18 protein-coding genes and 1 tRNA gene are annotated in these 18,853 nt (G+C 61.4%); 14 read left to right on the top strand and 5 right to left on the bottom strand.

The window, feature by feature from the left end:
• Window positions 1-49 precede the first annotated feature (49 nt).
• The 5 genes from atpA (at window position 50) to ACXJKE_RS16075 (ending at window position 5,236) form a co-directional block, all read left to right on the top strand.
• Window positions 50-1,603 carry a F0F1 ATP synthase subunit alpha gene (gene atpA / locus ACXJKE_RS16095; protein WP_457281583.1) on the top strand — a complete coding sequence of 518 codons (1,554 nt, stop codon included), beginning with the start codon at window positions 50-52 and terminating at the stop codon, window positions 1,601-1,603.
• 64 nt (window positions 1,604-1,667) lie between these two features.
• The gene (gene atpG / locus ACXJKE_RS16090; RefSeq protein WP_457281582.1) at window positions 1,668-2,534 is read left to right on the top strand and encodes a F0F1 ATP synthase subunit gamma; all 867 of its coding nucleotides are present in this window, start codon (window positions 1,668-1,670) and stop codon (window positions 2,532-2,534) included.
• Between the two features lie 60 nt (window positions 2,535-2,594).
• Window positions 2,595-3,998 (top strand): F0F1 ATP synthase subunit beta, encoded by a 1,404-nt coding sequence (gene atpD / locus ACXJKE_RS16085; protein WP_293400292.1) that lies wholly within the window; start codon window positions 2,595-2,597, stop codon window positions 3,996-3,998.
• A 40-nt stretch (window positions 3,999-4,038) separates the two neighbouring features.
• Window positions 4,039-4,458, top strand: a complete 420-nt coding sequence (locus ACXJKE_RS16080) for a F0F1 ATP synthase subunit epsilon (protein ID WP_457281581.1) — start codon at window positions 4,039-4,041, stop codon at window positions 4,456-4,458.
• 634 nt (window positions 4,459-5,092) lie between these two features.
• Window positions 5,093-5,236, top strand: coding sequence for a hypothetical protein (locus tag ACXJKE_RS16075; RefSeq protein ID WP_457281580.1), 144 nt, complete (start codon window positions 5,093-5,095; stop codon window positions 5,234-5,236).
• 42 nt (window positions 5,237-5,278) lie between these two features.
• On the opposite strand, the gene ACXJKE_RS16070 is transcribed toward ACXJKE_RS16075, so the two are convergent.
• From ACXJKE_RS16070 to ACXJKE_RS16060, 3 genes are all read right to left on the bottom strand, one after another.
• Window positions 5,279-5,821 (bottom strand): TPM domain-containing protein, encoded by a 543-nt coding sequence (locus tag ACXJKE_RS16070; protein ID WP_457281579.1) that lies wholly within the window; start codon window positions 5,819-5,821, stop codon window positions 5,279-5,281.
• 4 nt (window positions 5,822-5,825) lie between these two features.
• Window positions 5,826-6,716, bottom strand: a complete 891-nt coding sequence (locus tag ACXJKE_RS16065; protein WP_457281662.1) for a TPM domain-containing protein — start codon at window positions 6,714-6,716, stop codon at window positions 5,826-5,828.
• 63 nt (window positions 6,717-6,779) lie between these two features.
• On the bottom strand, window positions 6,780-7,379 hold the full coding sequence (locus ACXJKE_RS16060) for a LemA family protein (RefSeq protein ID WP_457281578.1): 600 nt from the start codon (window positions 7,377-7,379) through the stop codon (window positions 6,780-6,782).
• Between the two features lie 51 nt (window positions 7,380-7,430).
• Between ACXJKE_RS16060 and ACXJKE_RS16055 the strand changes: the two genes are divergently transcribed.
• Genes ACXJKE_RS16055 through ACXJKE_RS16040 form a run of 4 tightly spaced genes read left to right on the top strand, consistent with a single transcriptional unit; the run spans window position 7,431 to window position 10,416 of the window.
• Entirely contained in the window at window positions 7,431-8,285 is an 855-nt protein-coding gene (locus ACXJKE_RS16055) for a hypothetical protein (protein WP_457281577.1), read from the top strand.
• A 9-nt stretch (window positions 8,286-8,294) separates the two neighbouring features.
• Window positions 8,295-8,741 carry a YybH family protein gene (locus ACXJKE_RS16050; RefSeq protein WP_457281576.1) on the top strand — a complete coding sequence of 149 codons (447 nt, stop codon included), beginning with the start codon at window positions 8,295-8,297 and terminating at the stop codon, window positions 8,739-8,741.
• Window positions 8,742-8,751: 10 nt separating this feature from the next.
• Window positions 8,752-9,792, top strand: a complete 1,041-nt coding sequence (locus ACXJKE_RS16045; RefSeq protein WP_457281575.1) for a YheT family hydrolase — start codon at window positions 8,752-8,754, stop codon at window positions 9,790-9,792.
• A 57-nt stretch (window positions 9,793-9,849) separates the two neighbouring features.
• Window positions 9,850-10,416 carry a DUF2946 family protein gene (locus tag ACXJKE_RS16040; RefSeq protein ID WP_457281574.1) on the top strand — a complete coding sequence of 189 codons (567 nt, stop codon included), beginning with the start codon at window positions 9,850-9,852 and terminating at the stop codon, window positions 10,414-10,416.
• 118 nt (window positions 10,417-10,534) lie between these two features.
• On the opposite strand, the gene ACXJKE_RS16035 is transcribed toward ACXJKE_RS16040, so the two are convergent.
• Window positions 10,535-11,401: a c-type cytochrome gene (locus tag ACXJKE_RS16035; RefSeq protein ID WP_457281573.1), complete on the bottom strand. Its 867-nt coding sequence runs from the start codon at window positions 11,399-11,401 to the stop codon at window positions 10,535-10,537.
• Between the two features lie 231 nt (window positions 11,402-11,632).
• Here ACXJKE_RS16035 and ACXJKE_RS16030 point away from each other — a divergent pair.
• A tRNA-Arg gene (locus tag ACXJKE_RS16030) sits at window positions 11,633-11,708 on the top strand.
• 107 nt (window positions 11,709-11,815) lie between these two features.
• Here the strand turns inward: ACXJKE_RS16030 and ACXJKE_RS16025 are convergent.
• The gene (locus ACXJKE_RS16025) at window positions 11,816-12,727 is read right to left on the bottom strand and encodes a LysR family transcriptional regulator (RefSeq protein WP_457281572.1); all 912 of its coding nucleotides are present in this window, start codon (window positions 12,725-12,727) and stop codon (window positions 11,816-11,818) included.
• Between the two features lie 98 nt (window positions 12,728-12,825).
• On the opposite strand from ACXJKE_RS16025, the gene ACXJKE_RS16020 reads away from it, so the two are divergent.
• The 4 genes from ACXJKE_RS16020 to ACXJKE_RS16005 all read left to right on the top strand — a co-directional run bounded on the left by ACXJKE_RS16020 (window position 12,826) and on the right by ACXJKE_RS16005 (window position 18,849).
• Window positions 12,826-13,260 (top strand): ester cyclase, encoded by a 435-nt coding sequence (locus tag ACXJKE_RS16020; RefSeq protein WP_457281571.1) that lies wholly within the window; start codon window positions 12,826-12,828, stop codon window positions 13,258-13,260.
• Window positions 13,261-13,275: 15 nt separating this feature from the next.
• Window positions 13,276-14,199, top strand: a complete 924-nt coding sequence (locus ACXJKE_RS16015) for an NADP-dependent oxidoreductase (protein ID WP_457281570.1) — start codon at window positions 13,276-13,278, stop codon at window positions 14,197-14,199.
• Window positions 14,200-14,673: 474 nt separating this feature from the next.
• A complete protein-coding gene (locus ACXJKE_RS16010; protein ID WP_457281569.1) occupies window positions 14,674-15,717 on the top strand; it encodes an alpha/beta fold hydrolase in 1,044 nt (347 codons plus the stop codon).
• A gap of 102 nt (window positions 15,718-15,819) precedes the next feature.
• Window positions 15,820-18,849: a ShlB/FhaC/HecB family hemolysin secretion/activation protein gene (locus tag ACXJKE_RS16005; protein ID WP_457281568.1), complete on the top strand. Its 3,030-nt coding sequence runs from the start codon at window positions 15,820-15,822 to the stop codon at window positions 18,847-18,849.
• The last annotated feature ends 4 nt before the right edge of the window (window positions 18,850-18,853 follow it).

The following is an 18,853-nucleotide window of genomic DNA, read 5'->3' as shown; positions in this document are numbered from 1 at the left end:
CAGGCGCGCCCCGGTTTTTAGCCAACAACATAGAAAGAAGGAAAGAGTCATGCAACTCAATCCCGCAGAAATTTCTGAACTGATCAAGAGCCGCATCGAAGGCCTGACAGCCAGTGCCGATGTCCGCAACCAGGGCACCGTGGTGTCGGTGACCGACGGTATCGTCCGCATCCACGGCCTGTCCGACGTGATGCAAGGCGAAATGCTGGAATTCCCCGCAACCGCCGACGGCACGCCTACTTATGGCCTGGCGCTGAATCTGGAGCGCGACTCTGTCGGCTCCGTGATTCTGGGCGAGTACGAGCACATCGCCGAAGGCGACACCGTGAAGTGCACGGGCCGTATTCTGGAAGTGCCTGTGGGTCCTGAGCTGCTTGGCCGTGTGGTCAACGCACTGGGCCAGCCGATTGACGGCAAAGGCCCGATCAATGCCAAACTCACCGACGTGATTGAAAAGGTTGCGCCCGGCGTGATCGCCCGTAAATCCGTTGACCAGCCCCTGCAGACCGGCCTGAAGTCCATCGACTCCATGGTGCCCGTCGGCCGCGGCCAGCGCGAACTGATCATCGGCGACCGCCAGACCGGCAAGACCGCCGTGGCCATCGACGCCATCATCAACCAGAAGGGTAAAGGCGTTTCCTGCGTTTACGTCGCGATTGGCCAGAAGGCTTCCTCGATCAAGAACGTGGTGCGCTCGCTCGAGCAAGCCGGCGCGATGGAATACACCATCGTCGTGGCGGCTTCCGCTTCCGAATCAGCCGCCATGCAGTACGTGAGCGCCTACTCTGGCTGCACCATGGGCGAATACTTCCGCGACCGGGGCGAAGACGCGCTGATCGTGTATGACGATTTGTCCAAGCAGGCCGTGGCTTACCGCCAGGTCTCACTGCTGCTGCGCCGTCCGCCAGGACGCGAAGCCTATCCCGGCGACGTGTTCTATCTGCACAGCCGTCTGCTCGAGCGCGCAGCACGCGTGAACGAAAAGTACGTTGAAGACTTCACCAAGGGTGCCGTCAAAGGCAAGACCGGTTCACTGACCGCGCTGCCGATCATCGAAACGCAGGCCGGCGACGTGTCCGCTTTCGTGCCAACCAACGTGATCTCGATCACCGACGGCCAGATCTTCCTGGAAACCAGCCTGTTCAATGCCGGTATTCGTCCCGCCATTAACGCCGGTATCTCGGTGTCCCGCGTCGGCGGCGCCGCCCAGACCAAGCTGATCAAGAACCTCTCCGGCGGTATCCGTACCGACTTGGCCCAATACCGTGAACTGGCTGCCTTCGCGCAGTTTGCTTCCGATCTGGACGAAGCCACCCGCAAGCAGCTGGACCGCGGTGCCCGCGTGACCGAGCTGCTCAAGCAGGCCCAGTACTCGCCTTTGTCCATTTCCAACATGGCCGCTACGCTGTTCGCAGTGAACAAGGGCTTCATGGACGACATCGAAGTCAAGAAGGTCCTGGCTTTCGAACACGGCCTGCATGCCTTCCTGAAGGACAAGAACGCGGCCCTGATGGCCAAGCTCGAAGCCAACAAGGCCATGGACAAGGATGCTGAGGCTGAACTGAACGCGGCTGTGGCCGAGTTCAAGAAGTCGTTTGCCTGATCTCGCCTGACCTCATCGTCAAGCAAGTAATTAAGCAACCCTCAGGAACCCCTTAGGAATCCATATGGCAGCAGGCAAGGAAATACGCGGCAAGATCAAATCGGTGGAAAACACCAAGAAGATCACCAAGGCCATGGAGATGGTGGCCGCCTCCAAGATGCGCAAGGCGCAGGAGCGGATGCGCGCTGCCCGTCCTTACAGCGACAAGATCCGCAACATTACCGCCAACCTGAGTCAGGCCAACCCCGAATACACCCATGCGTTCATGGAGTCCAACGACGCCAAGGCCACCGGGTTCATCGTGGTGACGACTGACAAGGGCTTGTGCGGCGGCATGAACACCAACGTGCTGCGCGCCGTGACCTCAAAGCTCAAGGAAGTGCAGGCCGCCGGCCATGATGCGAAGGCTGTGGCCATCGGCAACAAGGGCCTCGGTTTTCTGAACCGTGTGGGCGCCAAGGTGGTGTCGCATGCGACGCAACTCGGCGACAAGCCTCACCTGGAAAAGCTGATCGGCCCCGTCAAGGTGCTGCTCGACGCGTACAGCGAAGGCAAGATCAATTCGGTGTACCTGTGCTACACCAAGTTCATCAACACCATGCGCCAGGAGCCTGTGGTCGAGCAACTGCTGCCTTTGACGGCCGCACACTTGCAGGCCGACAAGGACCAGCATGGCTGGGACTACATCTACGAGCCTGACGCACAGACCGTGATCGACGATTTGCTGATCCGTTATGTGGAAGCGCTGGTCTATCAGGCGGTTGCCGAGAACATGGCGTCCGAGCAGTCTGCCCGCATGGTGGCCATGAAGGCCGCAACGGACAACGCCGGCAGCGTGATCGGCGAACTCAAGCTGGTGTACAACAAAACGCGTCAAGCGGCGATCACGAAAGAACTTTCGGAAATCGTTGCCGGTGCTGCAGCGGTCTGATAGTGGTTTAGGCCGCCACACCCGATTTAAAGATTTAAAGAAACGAAAGAGGATTCAATCATGGCTCAAGCTCAAGGCAAGATTGTTCAGTGTATTGGTGCGGTGGTTGACGTGGAATTCGCGCGCGACCAGATGCCCAAGATCTATGACGCGTTGAAAATGGAAGGCTCCGCGCTGACGCTGGAAGTCCAGCAGCAGCTGGGCGACGGCATCGTGCGTACCATCGCGCTGGGCACGTCCGACGGCCTGCGCCGCGGCAACATGGTGTACAACACCGGCGCCAACATCACGGTTCCCGTGGGCAAAGCCACGCTGGGCCGCATCATGGACGTGCTGGGCGCGCCCATCGACGAGCGCGGCCCGGTCGACCAGACGCTGACCGCCCCCATCCATCGCAAGGCGCCTGCCTACGACGAACTGTCGCCATCGCAGGAACTGCTGGAAACCGGCATCAAGGTGATCGACCTGGTTTGCCCGTTCGCCAAGGGCGGCAAGGTGGGCCTGTTCGGCGGCGCCGGCGTCGGCAAGACCGTGAACATGATGGAACTCATCAACAACATCGCCAAGGCGCACTCGGGTCTGTCCGTGTTTGCCGGTGTGGGTGAACGTACCCGCGAAGGCAATGACTTCTACCACGAGATGGCCGACTCCGGCGTCGTGAACCTCGAGAACCTCGGCGAATCCAAAGTGGCCATGGTCTACGGCCAGATGAACGAGCCCCCAGGAAACCGTCTGCGCGTGGCGTTGACCGGCCTGACAATCGCCGAATCCTTCCGTGACGAAGGCCGCGACGTGCTGTTCTTCGTGGACAACATCTACCGCTACACGCTGGCCGGTACCGAAGTGTCCGCACTGCTGGGCCGTATGCCTTCCGCCGTGGGTTACCAGCCTACGCTGGCCGAAGAAATGGGCCGCCTGCAAGAGCGTATTACCTCCACCAAGGTTGGCTCCATCACTTCCATCCAGGCCGTTTACGTTCCTGCCGATGACTTGACCGACCCGTCGCCTGCCACGACCTTTGCCCACCTGGACTCCACCGTGGTGCTTTCGCGTGACATCGCTTCGCTGGGTATCTACCCTGCGGTTGACCCGCTCGACTCGACCAGCCGTCAGCTGGATCCGAACGTCGTGGGCGAAGACCACTACGCCACGGCCCGCGCCGTGCAGGGCACGCTGCAGCGCTACAAGGAACTGCGCGACATTATTGCGATTTTGGGCATGGACGAACTGGCTCCCGAAGACAAGCTGGCCGTAGCCCGCGCCCGCAAGATCCAGCGTTTCCTGTCGCAGCCTTTCCACGTGGCTGAAGTGTTTACCGGCTCCCCCGGCAAGTACGTCAGCCTGGCTGAAACCATTCGCGGCTTCAAGATGATTGTGGCCGGCGAGTGCGATCACCTGCCCGAGCAAGCGTTCTACATGGTCGGCACGATTGACGAAGCGTTCGAAAAGGCCAAGAAGGTTTAAGGGCTCAGGCCCTGCAACTTTTTTCCATTAAGGAGCGTTTATGTCAACCACCATTCACGTCGACGTGGTCTCCGCGGAAGAGTCCATCTTCTCCGGTGAAGCGCACTTTGTCGCTTTGCCCGGCGAGGCCGGCGAGCTGGGCATTTACCCGCGCCACACCCCGCTGATCACCCGCATCAAGCCGGGCGCCGTGCGCATCGAAAAGGCTGACGGCAGCGAAGAATTCGTGTTCGTGGCCGGCGGCTTGCTTGAAGTGCAACCGAACTGTGTCACCGTGCTGTCCGACACCGCCATTCGCGGCAAGGACCTGGACGAAGCCAAGGCGCTGGAAGCCAAGGCAGCTGCTGAAGAAGCGTTGAAAAACGCAAAAAGCGATATCGATATTGCCATGGCCCAGTCCGAGCTCGCCGTCATGGCCGCCCAGATTGCCGCTTTGCGCAAATACCGCCAGAAAAAGTAATAAGCCTCCATGCTTCAGGAAAAACCGGCCAAAGGGCCGGTTTTTTATGGGCGCTTCGATCTGGAGAAATTCGAATCAATTTGCCCGCTCATGCAGTTGGCGAAGCGCTCACAGTCATTCCTGAAAATGACGAAGATGGTTGTTTTGTGCTCCCTCTGCGTAGCGGGCCAACTGGCTGGCCACCCGAGTCCTTCATTGGAACCTTTGCGAATGTCTACCTTGGGGCGGCCGATATCCGCACGCGTACGCCGGGCGAACGGCTGATCCGCTAGACGCCGACCATCCGTGGGTCGAGGACGGAGGGCGCGGCGTTTGTTTTATCGAGAAGGTAGTGCAATCGGCGCGCAGCGAGCAGAAGCGGACGTCGATGAAGTAGCTTCCCGCAGCCATGAGTGGCTGCGGCGCGACGTTCCCATTGCACCATGCGGAAACCGGGCGTGCTTCCGCTATTTGAGCGAAAAAAGGCCTCCAGCCCATACAGGGTGAGCGCAAGCAGCTATCAAATAGGGAGCGTTTTCCGAAAAAACGCTTGGGCTGAGCCAGCAAGGTAACAACTGGACACGCTAAATGACAGCCATGGCCCGGGCTGCTCCCTTATCGTTGTGACGGGTTCAAGCCAGCAACGAGGTGCGAAATGGACAGTCTTTTAGACAGCCTGATATGGGGAGAAGAAGCGTCGCCGGAGCGTCGGGCCAGACGCGCGCGCAAAGCCTGGCTGACGCGGGTTGTGCTCGCGGCAGTCGCCCTCTTTGTGTTGGTCGTGGTTCTGGCGCCCTGACGCGACGCTATCGGCGACAGGCCTGCGGTACCTGCCAACCGGCTATTGCAGCCAGGGTGCGTCGGGCAGTTCGTTGGGATTGTCGGGTGCGTCGCCCTGCGTGCCATCGATGGCGAAGTGCGCCATCAGCAGCGCCGAGGTTTCTTCCAGTGCCTGCGTCAATCCGTCCTCGTACCGGTTCTCCCTGAATGCCTGGGCCATGCGCACCACCATGGCCTGCCACTGCGCCTGATTCACATGGCGCGCCACGCCGCGGTCCGCCACGATTTCAATGGCGTGCTCGGCCAGCAGCAAATAAATCAGCACGCCGTTGTTGTGTTCGGTGTCCCATACCCGCAGCTTGCCGAACATCGTGAGGGCGCGCTGGCGCGTCAGCCGTGCGATGGTGTTTTCCTTGTTCATCCGCCACAGATAGCTGATGGGCAACGAAGCCTCCACGCATATCCGTATTTCGCCGCTGTGCCGCCGCTCGCTGGCCGCCACCCGGCTGGCCAGCTGGTTGAGCATGTCGGGTGCAATCGCGCGCTGGGCATCGGAGGCGTCCAGCCAGAGGTGCTTGAGGATGGTCTTGAGTTTATTGGGCATGTGCCTACCAGTCGCCTGATGCGCCGCCGCCGCCGAAATCACCGCCACCGCCGCTGCTGAACCCGCCGCCACTGCTGCTGCCTCCGCCCCAGCTCCCTCCGCTGCTGCCGCCGCCAAAGCCGCCGGTGTTCCATCCACCCGAAGAGCGGCCGCCCCGGCCCAGGGCACCCAGGCTGGTCACCAGCGCGAACACCATACACGCCACAGTCGCCAGGCCGGCCACAATCAGGCTGCTGGTGAACACCCAGGCCAGTACGCCGACGGCACCGCCGGTGGCGATGGAGCCCAGCTTGCGCCCCAAGACGCCGGCGGCCAGGCGCCCGCCAATCGGCACGGCAAAGAACAGGAACACCGCGAGGTCGGTCCACTCGAAGCCGCTGTCAGCCATGCCCGAAGCACTTTTCTGCTCAGGCGCCGGGAGGTTTTCGCCGCTGATCAGCGCCATGATCTGGTCGGCCGCGGCATTCAGCCCACCGGCAAAGTCACCCTGTTTGAAGCGCGGGGTGATGGCGGTGTCTATCACCTGGCGCGCCGCGAGGTCCGGAATGGCGCCTTCCAGCGCCTTGGTGGTCTCGATACGGACCTTGCGATCATTCTTGGCCACAACCAGCAACAGCCCATCGCCTACGCTCTTGCGCCCGATCTTCCAGGTGTCGCCCACACGCTGGGCATAAGCGGCGATGTCCTCGGGTTGGGTGCTGGGCACGATGAGCACCACCACTTGTGCCCCGCGGCTTTGTTCGAACGCAGCGAGTTTGGCTTCCAGTGCCGCGCGCTGCGTAGCGTCCAGCGTACCGGTGCTATCCATGACGTGCGCCGTGAGGGCCGGCACCGGCTGCACGCCTTGCGCCCAGGCCGCAAGGGGCAGCCACACGGCCAGCAACAAGCCCGCCATCCAGCGTAGGTTGCGGCCCGATGTCCAACCCGCTAGTTGCTGCACGGCAAGTTTCGCAAAGACTTATTTCTTGGTGAAGTCCACCACAGGAGGCGCGGAAATCTGCGCCTCGTTGGTCACGGTGAAGTTCGGCTTGACGTTGTAGCTGAAGACCATGGCCGTCAGGTTGCTCGGGAAGCTGCGTGCCAGCACGTTGTATTCCTGGACCGCCTGGATATAACGGTTGCGCGCTACGGTGATGCGGTTCTCGGTGCCTTCCAGCTGCACGCGCAGGTCGCGAAAGCCCTGGTTGGCCTTGAGGTCGGGGTAACGTTCACTGACCACCATCAGGCGGCTCAGCGCACTGCCGAGTTCGCCCTGCGCCGCCTGGAATTTCTTGAAGGCTGCCGGATCGTTCAGGGTTTCCGGTGTCACCTGGATGGAGGTGGCCTTGGCGCGTGCTTCAATCACCTTGGTCAGGGTGTCCTGTTCAAAAGCGGCTTCGCCCTTGACCGTGGCCACAATGTTGGGCACCAGGTCGGCACGGCGCTGGTACTGGTTCAGCACTTCAGACCAAGCCGATTTGGTTTGTTCGTCGAGGCGCTGAAAGTCGTTGTAGCCGCAACCCGTGAGGAGCAGGCCCAGCATGCTGACAAGGAACAGGTTTAAAAAGCGGGATTTCATGGCGATGTCTTTCGAAAATGCAAGCTGCAACACTAACATAGTCGAATGTCGATGAGGCCTCATTCCCCCGTGTCCGTACAGGCATTGCAAGCTCTGCAGGCCAACCTGCGCCCCTTGGCGGCGGCAGCCCCGAAATCGCGTCTGATGATTGCCGGCGCGACCGGCGTGCTGGGCAATGAAGTGTTGCGCCGCCTTGTCGGCAGCGGCCGTTATGCACACACCGAGGTGCTGGCTACTGAAACCATGACCACCGGGATGGCCGGCGTGGGGATTGTGCTGGCAGGTGATGCTTCAGCGATCGACGCGTGGCCCGCGCGGCCTCAGCTTGTTCATACCGGCCTGGTCATGTTTGAGCCGCCACGGCTTTTTTATGGGCGTGAGCGCACACTGTGGACGCCCGTGCCGGGACAACTACCGGTGCTGGCCCGCTGGTTGAAACGCTGTGGCGCACAGACACTGGTTGTGGTGGTGCCCCACGCTTCGGGGCGTTTACCCGATGCCCTCAAGCGCGGACTGGCCGACCTCGATGAGCAAGCCGTGGCTTCGCTGGGTTTTGAACGCGTGTTGTTGGTGCGCTCGGCGCGCAAGACCGAAGGTATTGCGGGCGCCAATTTTTTCGAGAAGACGGCGTCATGGATGCTGTCAACCCTCAAGTTCATGATTCCCGCAGCCGAGCAGCCGGTGCGTCCTGCCAAGCTGGCAGAATTTATCGACGCCGCGCTGCAGGTTTTGCCGCCGGGCACCCATGTGGCCGCTCCTGAACTGCTTTGGCAGGCTAACCAGAGCGGTGGAAACGGCCGGCGCGCCGGGCCGCAAGACAACAGCATGCAAGGTGTCGTACGCTCGTGGCTTGCTGCAAGGCTCAATCCCGAGCAGAATTCACCACCCAACGCCAAGCCGGACTGACGCCTTCCCATGCCCAAACCCAAAGTCCCGCCCGCCAGCAGCGGCAACGCCGATGACATCGAGGCGGCTTTCTATGAGGCGCTGCAAAGCGGCGACATCGAAAAGCTCATGGCCTGCTGGGGCGATGACGACGACATCGTCTGTGTGCACCCGGGTGGCGCCCGGCTGGTGGGCCCGGCGGCCATACGCGCCACTTTCGACGCCATGTTTGCCAATGGCACCATCAATGCCCAGGCCATCAAGGTGCGAAAGGTCGAGACCATGAGCGCCTGCGTGCACAGCGTGCTGGAACGCATCGAAGTGCTGACCGATGAAGGGCCGCGGCATGCTTACGTGATTGCCACCAATGTGTATCACAAGGGTGCGCAAGGCTGGCGCATGGTGGCCCACCATGCCAGTCCCGGCACGCCGCGAGAAATGCAGGAAGTGTCGGAAACACCGACCGTCCTGCACTGAAGGGCCTGCGATGAAATACGCAGCACCCTGGTGGCTGCCGGGCGGCAATTTGCAAACCATCTGGGCTGCGCTGCGGTCACGCCGCTACCTGGGCCCGCCGCCCGTGTTTCGCCGGGAGCGCTGGGATACCCCTGACAACGATTTTGTCGACGTTGACTGGATGCTCGATGGAAATGAGCCTTCGTCGGGGCTTCCGGAGATTTCTCCGGCGGGAAGCGAATCCATCGAGGTGAGACGCAAGGACGCGCGCAAGGAAGTGCCACTCCTGGTGGTATTTCATGGGCTTGAGGGGTCATCTGCCAGCCACTACGCCGAAGCGCTTGCCGATGTGGCCCGCGAGCGCGGCTGGGGCTGCGCCATTCCACACTTCCGGGGGTGTTCCGGTGAATTGAACCTGGCGCCGCGGGCCTATCACTCAGGAGATTTTGCAGAGATCGACTGGATACTGCGGCGTTTTGCGCAGGCCCATCCCGGGCCGGTCGTTGCCGTGGGCATTTCATTGGGCGGCAATGCGTTGATGCGCTGGGCCGGCGAGCTCGGCGCAGAGGCCCGCCAGGTGGTTAGCGGCATTGCGTCCGTCTGTTCGCCGCTGGACCTGACGGCCAGTGGCTGGGCCATTGGCCGAGGGTTCAACCGGCAGGTCTACACCCGCATGTTCCTGAGAACCATGGTGCCGAAGGCGCTGAAAAAACTGGAGCAGCACCCAGGCCTTTTTGACCGCGACCGATTACTGGCCGCGCGCGACTTGTACGCTTTCGACAATGTATTCACTGCGCCTGTCCATGGGTTCAAGGATGCGGATGACTACTGGCTGCGTGCATCTGCCAAGCCGCATTTGCGCAGCATTGCCGTGCCGGCGCTGGCCCTGAACGCGTTGAACGATCCCTTTGTGCCGGCCGGCAGCCTGCCGCAAGCCGCAGAGGCCGGCAGCCATGTCACGCTTTGGCAGCCGGCACAGGGCGGTCATGTTGGATTTCCTTCTCCGCCATTTCCCGGCCATGTGCGTGCCATGCCGGAAGCGGTCACCGGTTTCCTGGCTGCACATCTCTAATGCTTACCCATAACCCTGCCCGCATCGCACCTGCCGTGTGCAGCGCAAAATAGCGGCATGGATGACATCGTCAGGCAGGCCATTGCCAAATGGCCCAATGTTCCCGACTGCTACGGCTGGCTGGGACTGGACGCACGCGGTAACTGGTACATGCGTGATGAGAGGGCCCAGGCTGCCGGGCCTTTTGGCGGCGCGCCTGGCCTGGATGCCGCGCGCCATGCGGCCAGCAAGGGCTCGCTGCTCAAGCATGACAAGCTGATCGATTTCATTCAGCGGAATTATGAAAGCGATGCTGCTGGCCAGTGGTTCTTCCAGAATGGGCCGCAGCGCGTGTATGTGGAGCTCGAAGCGACGCCGCTGATCTGGCGTGTCGCCCCCGCGCCTATGTTTGAGGTCACGGCCCATTCCGGTCAAACGGCGCGGCCGCAGCGCTGCATCGTGGACGGATCCGGCAGGGTCTACCTGGAAACCAACCTGGGTTTTGGCCTCGTTCATACCCAGGACATGACGCATGCGGCTGACGCGATAGAGCAGGGCCTGTGGGTGCCCGAGGAGGTCCTGGCCAGCGATTTGTCGCGCCGGTTCGGCTATGTGCGAAGCCCGCAGTTGCTACAAAAAAAGTAGCTGCTTGCGCCCGTCATGCTTGGGCTCCAACCCATTTTCCTTTGAATTTCTCATCAAGATTCCATTAAAAAAGCCGGTCATTGACCGGCTTTTTTTGGGCTGGATTTCCTTGCTGTGTTTACTTGGACGCATTGACCATGTACTGCACCACGGCCTTGATTTCGCCATCGGGGGCAGCCGAGCCGCCCTTGGGTGGCATGGCACCCTTGCCTTTGACAACGCTGGCCGTCAGAGCCTCGACACCTGCGGAAATCCGGGGAGCCCATGCGGCCTTGTCGCCCAGCTTGGGTGCATTGGCAACGCCGGCCACGTGGCAGGCCGCACAGACCTGGCCATACAGCGCGGGTGCGGCGCCACCGGCAGCAGCCGGCGTTGCACCGGCGGCCGGCGCTGCCGTCTTGTTGGCTGCAGCGAGTGCGGCGACCACATCTGCCGACGGTGCGGCGGCTGCTGCGGGTGCCGTAGCGGCAGCAGCAGCCGGGGCGGCTGGCTCTGCAAACTTGCCGCCTGCGGCAGCCGTCATGTAAACCACTGCACGGCCAATTTCGACGTCTTCAAAATCACCGCCGCCTTGGGCGCCCATGGCACCCTTGCCCTTCAGGGCGGAGTGCCAGAGCGCGTCAAAACCGGTCTTGATACGGGCTGCCCAGGCACCCGTATCGCCAAACTTCGGCGCACCGGCTGCGCCAGTGCCATGGCAAGCGACGCACTGTGCTTTGTAGACTTCTTCGCCCGATTTGAGGGGGCGGTTGGCATCACGGATTTCAACCGCACCGATCTTCTGGATGCGCTGCGCAACCGCCTTGGCGCCTTCGTCCGCACCCGCAGCTGGCTTGTTGGCCGAAGCGACGTAATACACCAGGCCGATGATGGCGAAAACAGGAACGACAAAAGAGAAAAAAACCGCGGCCAGCAGTTGCTGGGGGGTCTTGATGGGGCCAGTATGGGCTTCTTCGTGGGCCGTGGTGTGGTCGTTTGCGCTCATGGCGTCCTCAAAAAACTAAGAATCGGGGGGCTATCGCGTGGTGATATGGCGCTCTTGGGCAGCGCTTGCTCAGCAACCTCACATTATAACTGGGGGCTTGCAGAGGCCGGGGAGCGCCGTGGCCGGCTGGTAGAATCGCAGGCGTTGCGCGGCGTGAATCGCCCGCACAGTGCAAATTGCCCTGATTTCGCGCCCCTCGGCCGCAATCCGGCGCAAACCGTTTCCAGCGTTGCGGCTGTAGCTCAGTGGATAGAGTATTGGCCTCCGAAGCCAAGGGTCGTGGGTTCGATCCCCGCCAGCCGCACCAATCATGGTTTTTCTTGTCTGCCGTTGTCGCGCAGGCACGCCGCAGCGTTTCAAAGCCCAACTTCACTGAAATTCGTCACGGTGAAGCGACTGGCGGGTTTTACTATTCTAGGCAGCCGAAGCAAGTGATGCGATCAATTCCCTGAGCCATTGCTGCACCTGATGTGCATCGTTCCGTCGATGCCAGATGAGGTCGAAGACAACTTCTGGCAGCGCAACAGGCGGCGGAAACAAGACCAGCTTGCGCAGAGCCGGGGAATTGAGGGCCACGCGCTTCATTACCGTCGCCGTGGTATCTGTCTGGGCCACCACCGCGGGCGCGGCAAACATCTGCGGAAGCGTCAGTGCGAGGGTGCGGCGTTTTCCCAGCCTGGCCAGCGCCTCGTCAACCAGGCCGTGGCGATCACCCTCCGGTGACACGAGTACATGAGGCAGCGCAAGAAATGCCTTCAGACCCATGCTTCGCTTCACTGCCGGGTTGTCGCGGCGAACGATGGTCACGAACTCGTCTCTCAGAACAGGCCGTGTCAATATCCGGCTCTCTGCATGGGTCGGCGGGACGCCAACTGCCGCATCAATCGTTCCTGCGTCCAGCATGTCGACCGCACTATCCCGATTGTTAATCGCGTGCACGCTCAGCGATATTCCCGGCGCCGCGCGCGCCAGCTCCCTGACAAGTGCGGGCAGCAGTACGAAAGCCGGATAGTCGGACAGCCCAAGGTTGAATACCAGAGATGCCTGCTCGGGCTCGAAGCCCGGTTCTTGCACGAGAGCTGTCTTGATTTGCCGCAGTGCTTGCGACACGGGCCCCACGATTTCCCTGGCACGCGCTGTCGGCAGAAGTCCTTCTGCGCTGCGCAGGAACAGCGGGTCGCCAAACAACGTTCGCAGACGTGACAGCGCGGCACTCATGGCAGGTTGGCTCACGCCTACCCGCGCGGCTGCGCGGGTCACATTGCACTCGTCCATCAGCGCGTCAAACGCCACGAGCAGATTCAGATCAATGCCATGAAAATCCATGAATCAAATATAACTGTATATGAGTCATTTGTTGGACGGATTTTCATCGGCCGACCAGAATCGGCCTTCTTCCACTTCAACCACCGAAAGCCGGACAAATGACCGACACCACACAAATGATGGCTGAGCGCCGCGCCGTCGAAACCTTGTATCGCGCATTCAACGACAAGAACCCTGACCTGCTGGACAGCGCTGTGACTGCCGACTGGGATGACATTCCGCTGGCGCCCGGGCAAGGCCCGGGACCCGAGGGTTTGAAACCGATCATCCGCAGCTTCATCGGAGCCCTGCCGGACGTTCATATTGCCACTCACGACTTGATTCAGGTACCCGGGCGTATCGGTGTACGGGCTGAGATAACGGGTACCCATCTGGGGCCACTCTTCGGCATTGCGGCAACCGGAAAAAAGGTCAGCATCCGCATCCACGAGTTCCACGAATTCCATGAGACGCGTATCCAGCGAACCTGGCACCTGGAAGACTGGTTTGGCGTTTTCCTGCAACTTGGAAGCTTCCCTCCACTCGGCGATTAACGGGGAAAGTATTTGATGAAAGCACTTCGCATCCACGCATTCGGCGGCGCCAGCCGGGCGGATATTGAACACGCCGTCCTGGGCACACCGGGTGACGGTCAGGCCCTGGTTCGCGTCGAGGCGGCGAGCGTGAACCCGCTGGATCTGAAAATCCTTGGCGGGTCCATGCAGCCTGTCTTTCCTGTCACTTTGCCCTATACGTTAGGTACTGACCTCGCCGGTGTGATTGAAGCCGCGGGTCCAAAGGTTGGCCGGTTCAAGCCTGGTGACCGCGTCGTGGGGAGGCTCGCGCCGACGGCGGGGGGTGCCTTCGCACAGTCTGCCCTGCTGTCTGCAAGCGCGTTGTGCCTGGTTCCTGCAGAGATGAGCTACGAGCAGGCCGCAGCGTTGCCGACGGCAGCAGGTACGGCCTGGCTGGCACTGTTTGGGGCTGGAAAGTTAAGGGCGGGGCAGCGCGTGCTGATTCACGCGGCAGCCGGTGGCGTGGGCAGCTTCGCCGTCCAGTTCGCAAGGCAGGCAGGTGCGCACGTCTTAGCCACGGCTTCTGCAAAGAACCACACACTGGTCAAAGAATTGGGTGCGGACGAAGTCATCGATTACCGCCGTGATGACTTTGCAGAGCGTTGGCGAGACCTGGACCTGGTCATCGACACGATTGGTGGGGAGACCCTCGAGCGGTCGTGGCGAGCGACAAGGCCGGGCGGGACGGTGGTGTCGATCGTCGATCACACGATACAGCCGCGTGGAGATATCCACGGCGTCTTCGCATTCTTCAGCGGGGATGCTGCGGCATTGACGCTGATTCTCAAGCGCTTCGACGACAAACGGCTCCAGGTGATCCTCGACACAATCCATCCGCTGGATGACGCCCGCGCGGCGCTTGAGCAGGTGGCCGGCGGTCATGCGCGCGGCAAGGTCATCATCCGCACGTCGCGCTGATCCGCGAGGCAATGGCGCCTTGGGACCTTCCGTCAAAAACGCACGCTCAGCGGCTAACCCCTTAGAGCGCACGGGGTTAGCGCCAGACCGCATTCCAGCAGTGGAGTCGAGATACGTCCACGCCGAATTTGCGTGGAACCGATGCCTACCCGGTATCAATCCAGTGGCCAACGTCCATTACGTGTCGCGCTGATCCTCGCTGCTGGATTCTTGCTCATAAGATACTTTTAAAGTATCGATGTACCAGAATCAAGATATTTTACAGGTAGCGGTTGTCTTCCTAGAATCGCCAACAACACCGTAAGTTGCAAGTTATTACAACTGATCTTTCCGGTGGATCTCCTAAAAAAGGCCGTGAAGGGAAACGCTGGATTTGTGATCCATTTGTAGTGCGTACGCCGGGAGCGCCCGGCATTCGAGCACAACGCGTCAAGCCTTTCGATGTCTGCATTTTTGACAAAGCGAGATACAGGTATGACACGTGCTCGAAACAGGTGGTTACAACTGGTGGTGGCAATGGGCTTGGCTTTCTTTGGCGCGCGTCTTTTCGCTGCAGCTGATAAAGCCGCCGGCGAACCGCCCAGGGAGCAGGTAATTGACCTGGAAGCCGCGGGCACCGCTTATCCCTTTGCGGTCTATTCCAACATTGACTTGCGCCAGCCGGACGCCGGGATCAAGCGTGCGGTCATTTTTGTACATGGCGTGCAGCGCGATGCCGACCGTTATTTTGGCGTGGGCCTGGGCTTGCTGGAAGCCGCGCGGCTGGACGCATCAAGCACGTTGCTGCTGGTGCCCCACTTCCTGACGGCATCAGACACTTCGCCTGACGGCAATATCCCGCTTTGGCGCGGTGGCAACTGGATGCAGTGCCAGCCCTCCCGGGGCAAGGAGGCTATCAATTCCTGCGGCGTGCTGGACGATATCGCCCGCTACCTGAGCGCGGGCAAGCGTTTTCCCGTACTTAAGGAAATCGTTTTCATCGGCCACTCGGCCGGTGGGCAGCTAATGCAGCGCTATGCCGTGCTCAACAACAGCGAGGAGGGGTTGCGCAAGTCGGGCATCCGCGTGCGGTATGTGGTCTCCAGCCCGTCTTCCTATTTGTACCTGGATGACAGCCGTCCGGAGGGTGGGAGCTTCAAGCCTGTGAACAGCATCCTCTGCCCCGGTTACAACAACTTCCGCTACGGCCTGGGCAACATGGTTCCCTATGGGCAGGGCTTGGACGGCGAACAGTTGTTCAAGCGCTATGCGGCGCGCGAGGTCCTCTACCTGGTGGGCGCGCAGGACAACGACCCAGCCTACGAGTCACTCGACAAATCCTGCGGGGCCGCCATGCAGGGCACGGACCGGCTGAATCGGCACAGGAATTACATGCGCTACGAACAGTTTTTAGCCCAGAAATGGCAGACACCCGTGACGCGTGCGGTCATGGTGGTGCCGGACGCGGGCCACGAAGCGGCCGAAATTTTTGAGTCCCGCGATGTTGCTGCAAAAATTTTCCATGCCGCCGGCAACTAGCGAATAGCCGGGACAAACAGAGACAAGCCGAACGAGCACAACAAGAAAAAAGAAGAAGCACAGAGACGCGCGGATACAACACCAAGACAGAAGACGAAAACCATGATGGAACCCTCACGCCTTGCCGCACCACGGCGAAAAATCCTCGCATCGCAGATCTGCGCAATGCTGGCCGCCGCACCTTTTGCCGTCCATGCACAGACGCCGCCCAGCGCCGGTACTCTTTTCGACGCGAACCGGCAACAGCTCTCGCCGACGGAAAATGCCGGCCCGCCGGCGGCAGTGCAGCGTCCTGCGCGCATCGAAAAAGAGGTGGAAGGCAGTGATGAGGGCCAGAGCCCCCCCGCCGGTGGGACGGGCATACAGGTCACGGGTTTTGTACTGAGCGGCAACCGGTCTCTGCCGGCATCCGAGCTGCAAGCCCAACTGCAGGAGTTTGTCGGCCGCGAGCTGGACTTCGCCGGACTGGGCAAAGCCGCCGCCAAAATCACGGCCTACTATCGCACCCGGGGCTACCTGGTAGCGCGCGCCTACCTCCCCGCACAGGAAATACAAGGCGGTGTGGTTGCCCTCGGCATCCGTGAAGGCGTCATCGGCCGGGTGGTGGCCGAGCCCGATGCCAACGTGCGCCTGGACCCGGACCTGATAGGCCGACATCTCGCGGGACTACAGCCGGGCGAGGTGATCCAGGAAAGCGACCTCGAAAACACGCTGCTGCGGCTCTCTGACATCGCCGGTGTGACGGTCAAGGCGGTGTTGCGGCCTTCGGCGGAACCGGGCGCCACCGACATCATCGTCAAGGTCAGCGAGATGGGGGCGATCACCTCGCGCGTGAGCATCGACAACGGTGGCAGCTATTACACCGGTGCCAATCGCCTGTCCGCCAACCTGAGCCTCAACGACGCACTGGGCATGGGCGAAAGCTTCAGCCTGAATACGCAGCAAACTTTTGAAGGCCTGCGCATTGCAGGCGTTGGTTATGTGCAGCCCCTCGGCACGACAGGGCTGTCGGTAGGCGCGAACTTTGCGGGTCTGCAATACAACATTGGCAAAAACCTCAAGGAAGTAGAGGCCAGAGGTGAAGCCCGCGTGAGCACGCTGTTTCTCAACGCGGCGTTGCTGCGCAGCCGGCGCGCCAACATGAATCTGTCGCTGGCGACGGAATACCGGCATTTCCAGGACACGACTGGCGGCACGACCGTCGAAAAGTCTGCCAACCTGATGAGTGCGGGCCTGTCTGGCGACTGGCGTGACGACTGGACAGGCGCGTCGGCGAACAACAGCTGGAACGCGCGTTTGGGTATGGGTTATCTGAAAAAAGAAACGCCCAACGACGCAGCACTGGACCGTTTCACGGCCAATGCGGCAGGCGACTACAAAAAGCTCAACCTGTCGTTCAGCCGCCTGCAGCAGCTTGGCGGCGGCTACTCTCTGCTGGGCTCGGTCACCGCGCAGTACGCCGACAAGAACCTGGACGCGTCAGAGAAAATGAGCCTGGGCGGATCCGGCGGCGTGCGCGCGTACCCTGCCGGCGAAGCCGCGGGCGACCAGGGCATGCTGGCGCGTCTGGAACTGCGCAAGACCCTGGGTGTTGTCGGCAACTCCGTCGTGGAAGGTGCGCTGTTCGCCGATGCGGGGCGCGTGACCATTAACAAGAAGCCGTGGGACAACAGCGAAAACCGCGCGAGCCGCTACGGCTATGGCGTGGGCCTGAACGTCTACAACAAGGACCTGGTGTTCAATGCCAGCATCGCGGTGTCGCCCGGCGTCAATCCAGTCAGCGAACCAAAAAGCGCGCGTCGCCTGTGGCTATCGGTGTCGGGTTCACCCCAGGCCTTCACGGGCCTGGCCTCCAGCAGCGGCAGCCGGGGCGAGGATTTCGAGGAGGCGGAAGACGGCATGCGGCTGTACGGCTCACTGGGCATCATCCCCGAATACGTGAGCCGCTCAGGCGCGACGCCTGCGGCGCCCGCCGACCAGAGCAAGCTGGCCACGCCCAATGGGCGCAACATGTCGGGCTTCTGGCGTGCGCGCGACAATGTGTCGTATGTGGGCGCGCGTGGCGGCATCCCCATTTATGAACAGTGGAAGGCGCTGTGGCAGCTGGAGCTGGGCCTGTCGCTGAGCGCGGGCGCGGCCGGAGACGACGCGACCCCGAACTGGACACACAGGCAAGAGCTGCGTAATACCGGCGTGGCTGTCGCCCATCCAGACGCTGGCACCGCGATGTACGGCAACTGGGACATGCCGCTCAAGGAAAGCACCTCTTCCTTCGACCCCTTCGGGGCGACCACCAGTGCGGCGCACTACAACATCATCGGGTCACCGGGCTTCGCCACCAGCATCACTAAAAACTCCGGCCCGGTGGGCACGGCGGCGGTGGAAAACAACGACGATGCCGCTTTCAACCGCCGCCAGGCCGGCGTGTTCGGCTACTGGACGCCCAAGATGGGCGGCTTCCAGCTCAAGCTGGCTTATTCGAACAACGGCATGAAGGCCGCGCCGGACGTTGATACAGGCTACCTCTACGGCGGCAGCCTGTCGTATGAGAACGGCAGATTCTCTGCTGTGGTTGCGGCTGAGCAGCATGTGAATTATTTCGGCATAGCCAGCCTGGGCCGCAACGCGCGCGGGGTAGGTACCAATACCCACGTCACGCAAGGCACTTCGTCCAATGACTACAGCGTGCGCTACGGCGTGGCCTACGATTTTGGCGATACCAAGGTTTCGCTGATCGCCGACGAACTGAGCTATGCCGAGTCCGGTGTCATCAACACCAGCGTCACTTCAAGCGACCTCGCCAGCTACCGCCGCCGCGCCTACATGGTCGGCGTCTCACACAAGATAGGTGCCTGGCAGTTGCGCGCCAGCCATGCCAAAGCCTTCGCAGGCGACTGCGCCATGATTTCCGGCAATGGCGTGAACTGTTCGACGGAAGGTATGGGTGCGACCTCCCAGGCCATCGGTTTCTCCTATGCCTGGAGCAAGCAGCTCAGGATTTTCGGGCAGTACGTGCTGCTGCGCAACCAACCGCTGGCCAATTACAACTACGCCGTTGCCGGCGTGTTCGGCAGTGCAGGCGCAGGCACCACGATCCGCGCGATCGGTTTCGGTATCAACTACACGTTCTGAGGGG

This window comes from Polaromonas sp. P5_D5 (assembly GCF_054049435.1).
This window is presented reverse-complemented; position numbering and strand designations above follow the sequence as displayed.

Bases quoted from the DNA above. Each gene is read 5' to 3' on its own strand.
- ACXJKE_RS16050 (WP_457281576.1), top strand. From the start codon at position 8,295: ATGCCCAAACCCAAAGTCCCGCCCGCCAGCAGCGGCAACGCCGATGAC.
- ACXJKE_RS16010 (WP_457281569.1), top strand. From the start codon at position 14,674: ATGACACGTGCTCGAAACAGGTGGTTACAACTGGTGGTGGCAATGGGC.
- atpD (WP_293400292.1), top strand. From the start codon at position 2,595: ATGGCTCAAGCTCAAGGCAAGATTGTTCAGTGTATTGGTGCGGTGGTT.
- ACXJKE_RS16035 (WP_457281573.1), bottom strand. From the start codon at position 11,401: ATGAGCGCAAACGACCACACCACGGCCCACGAAGAAGCCCATACTGGC.
- ACXJKE_RS16055 (WP_457281577.1), top strand. From the start codon at position 7,431: ATGAGGCCTCATTCCCCCGTGTCCGTACAGGCATTGCAAGCTCTGCAG.
- ACXJKE_RS16065 (WP_457281662.1), bottom strand. From the start codon at position 6,716: ATGGCGGGCTTGTTGCTGGCCGTGTGGCTGCCCCTTGCGGCCTGGGCG.
- ACXJKE_RS16005 (WP_457281568.1), top strand. From the start codon at position 15,820: ATGATGGAACCCTCACGCCTTGCCGCACCACGGCGAAAAATCCTCGCA.
- ACXJKE_RS16080 (WP_457281581.1), top strand. From the start codon at position 4,039: ATGTCAACCACCATTCACGTCGACGTGGTCTCCGCGGAAGAGTCCATC.
- ACXJKE_RS16060 (WP_457281578.1), bottom strand. From the start codon at position 7,379: ATGAAATCCCGCTTTTTAAACCTGTTCCTTGTCAGCATGCTGGGCCTG.
- ACXJKE_RS16015 (WP_457281570.1), top strand. From the start codon at position 13,276: ATGAAAGCACTTCGCATCCACGCATTCGGCGGCGCCAGCCGGGCGGAT.
- ACXJKE_RS16070 (WP_457281579.1), bottom strand. From the start codon at position 5,821: ATGCCCAATAAACTCAAGACCATCCTCAAGCACCTCTGGCTGGACGCC.
- ACXJKE_RS16075 (WP_457281580.1), top strand. From the start codon at position 5,093: ATGGACAGTCTTTTAGACAGCCTGATATGGGGAGAAGAAGCGTCGCCG.
- ACXJKE_RS16020 (WP_457281571.1), top strand. From the start codon at position 12,826: ATGACCGACACCACACAAATGATGGCTGAGCGCCGCGCCGTCGAAACC.
- ACXJKE_RS16040 (WP_457281574.1), top strand. From the start codon at position 9,850: ATGGATGACATCGTCAGGCAGGCCATTGCCAAATGGCCCAATGTTCCC.
- ACXJKE_RS16045 (WP_457281575.1), top strand. From the start codon at position 8,752: ATGAAATACGCAGCACCCTGGTGGCTGCCGGGCGGCAATTTGCAAACC.
- atpG (WP_457281582.1), top strand. From the start codon at position 1,668: ATGGCAGCAGGCAAGGAAATACGCGGCAAGATCAAATCGGTGGAAAAC.
- ACXJKE_RS16025 (WP_457281572.1), bottom strand. From the start codon at position 12,727: ATGGATTTTCATGGCATTGATCTGAATCTGCTCGTGGCGTTTGACGCG.
- atpA (WP_457281583.1), top strand. From the start codon at position 50: ATGCAACTCAATCCCGCAGAAATTTCTGAACTGATCAAGAGCCGCATC.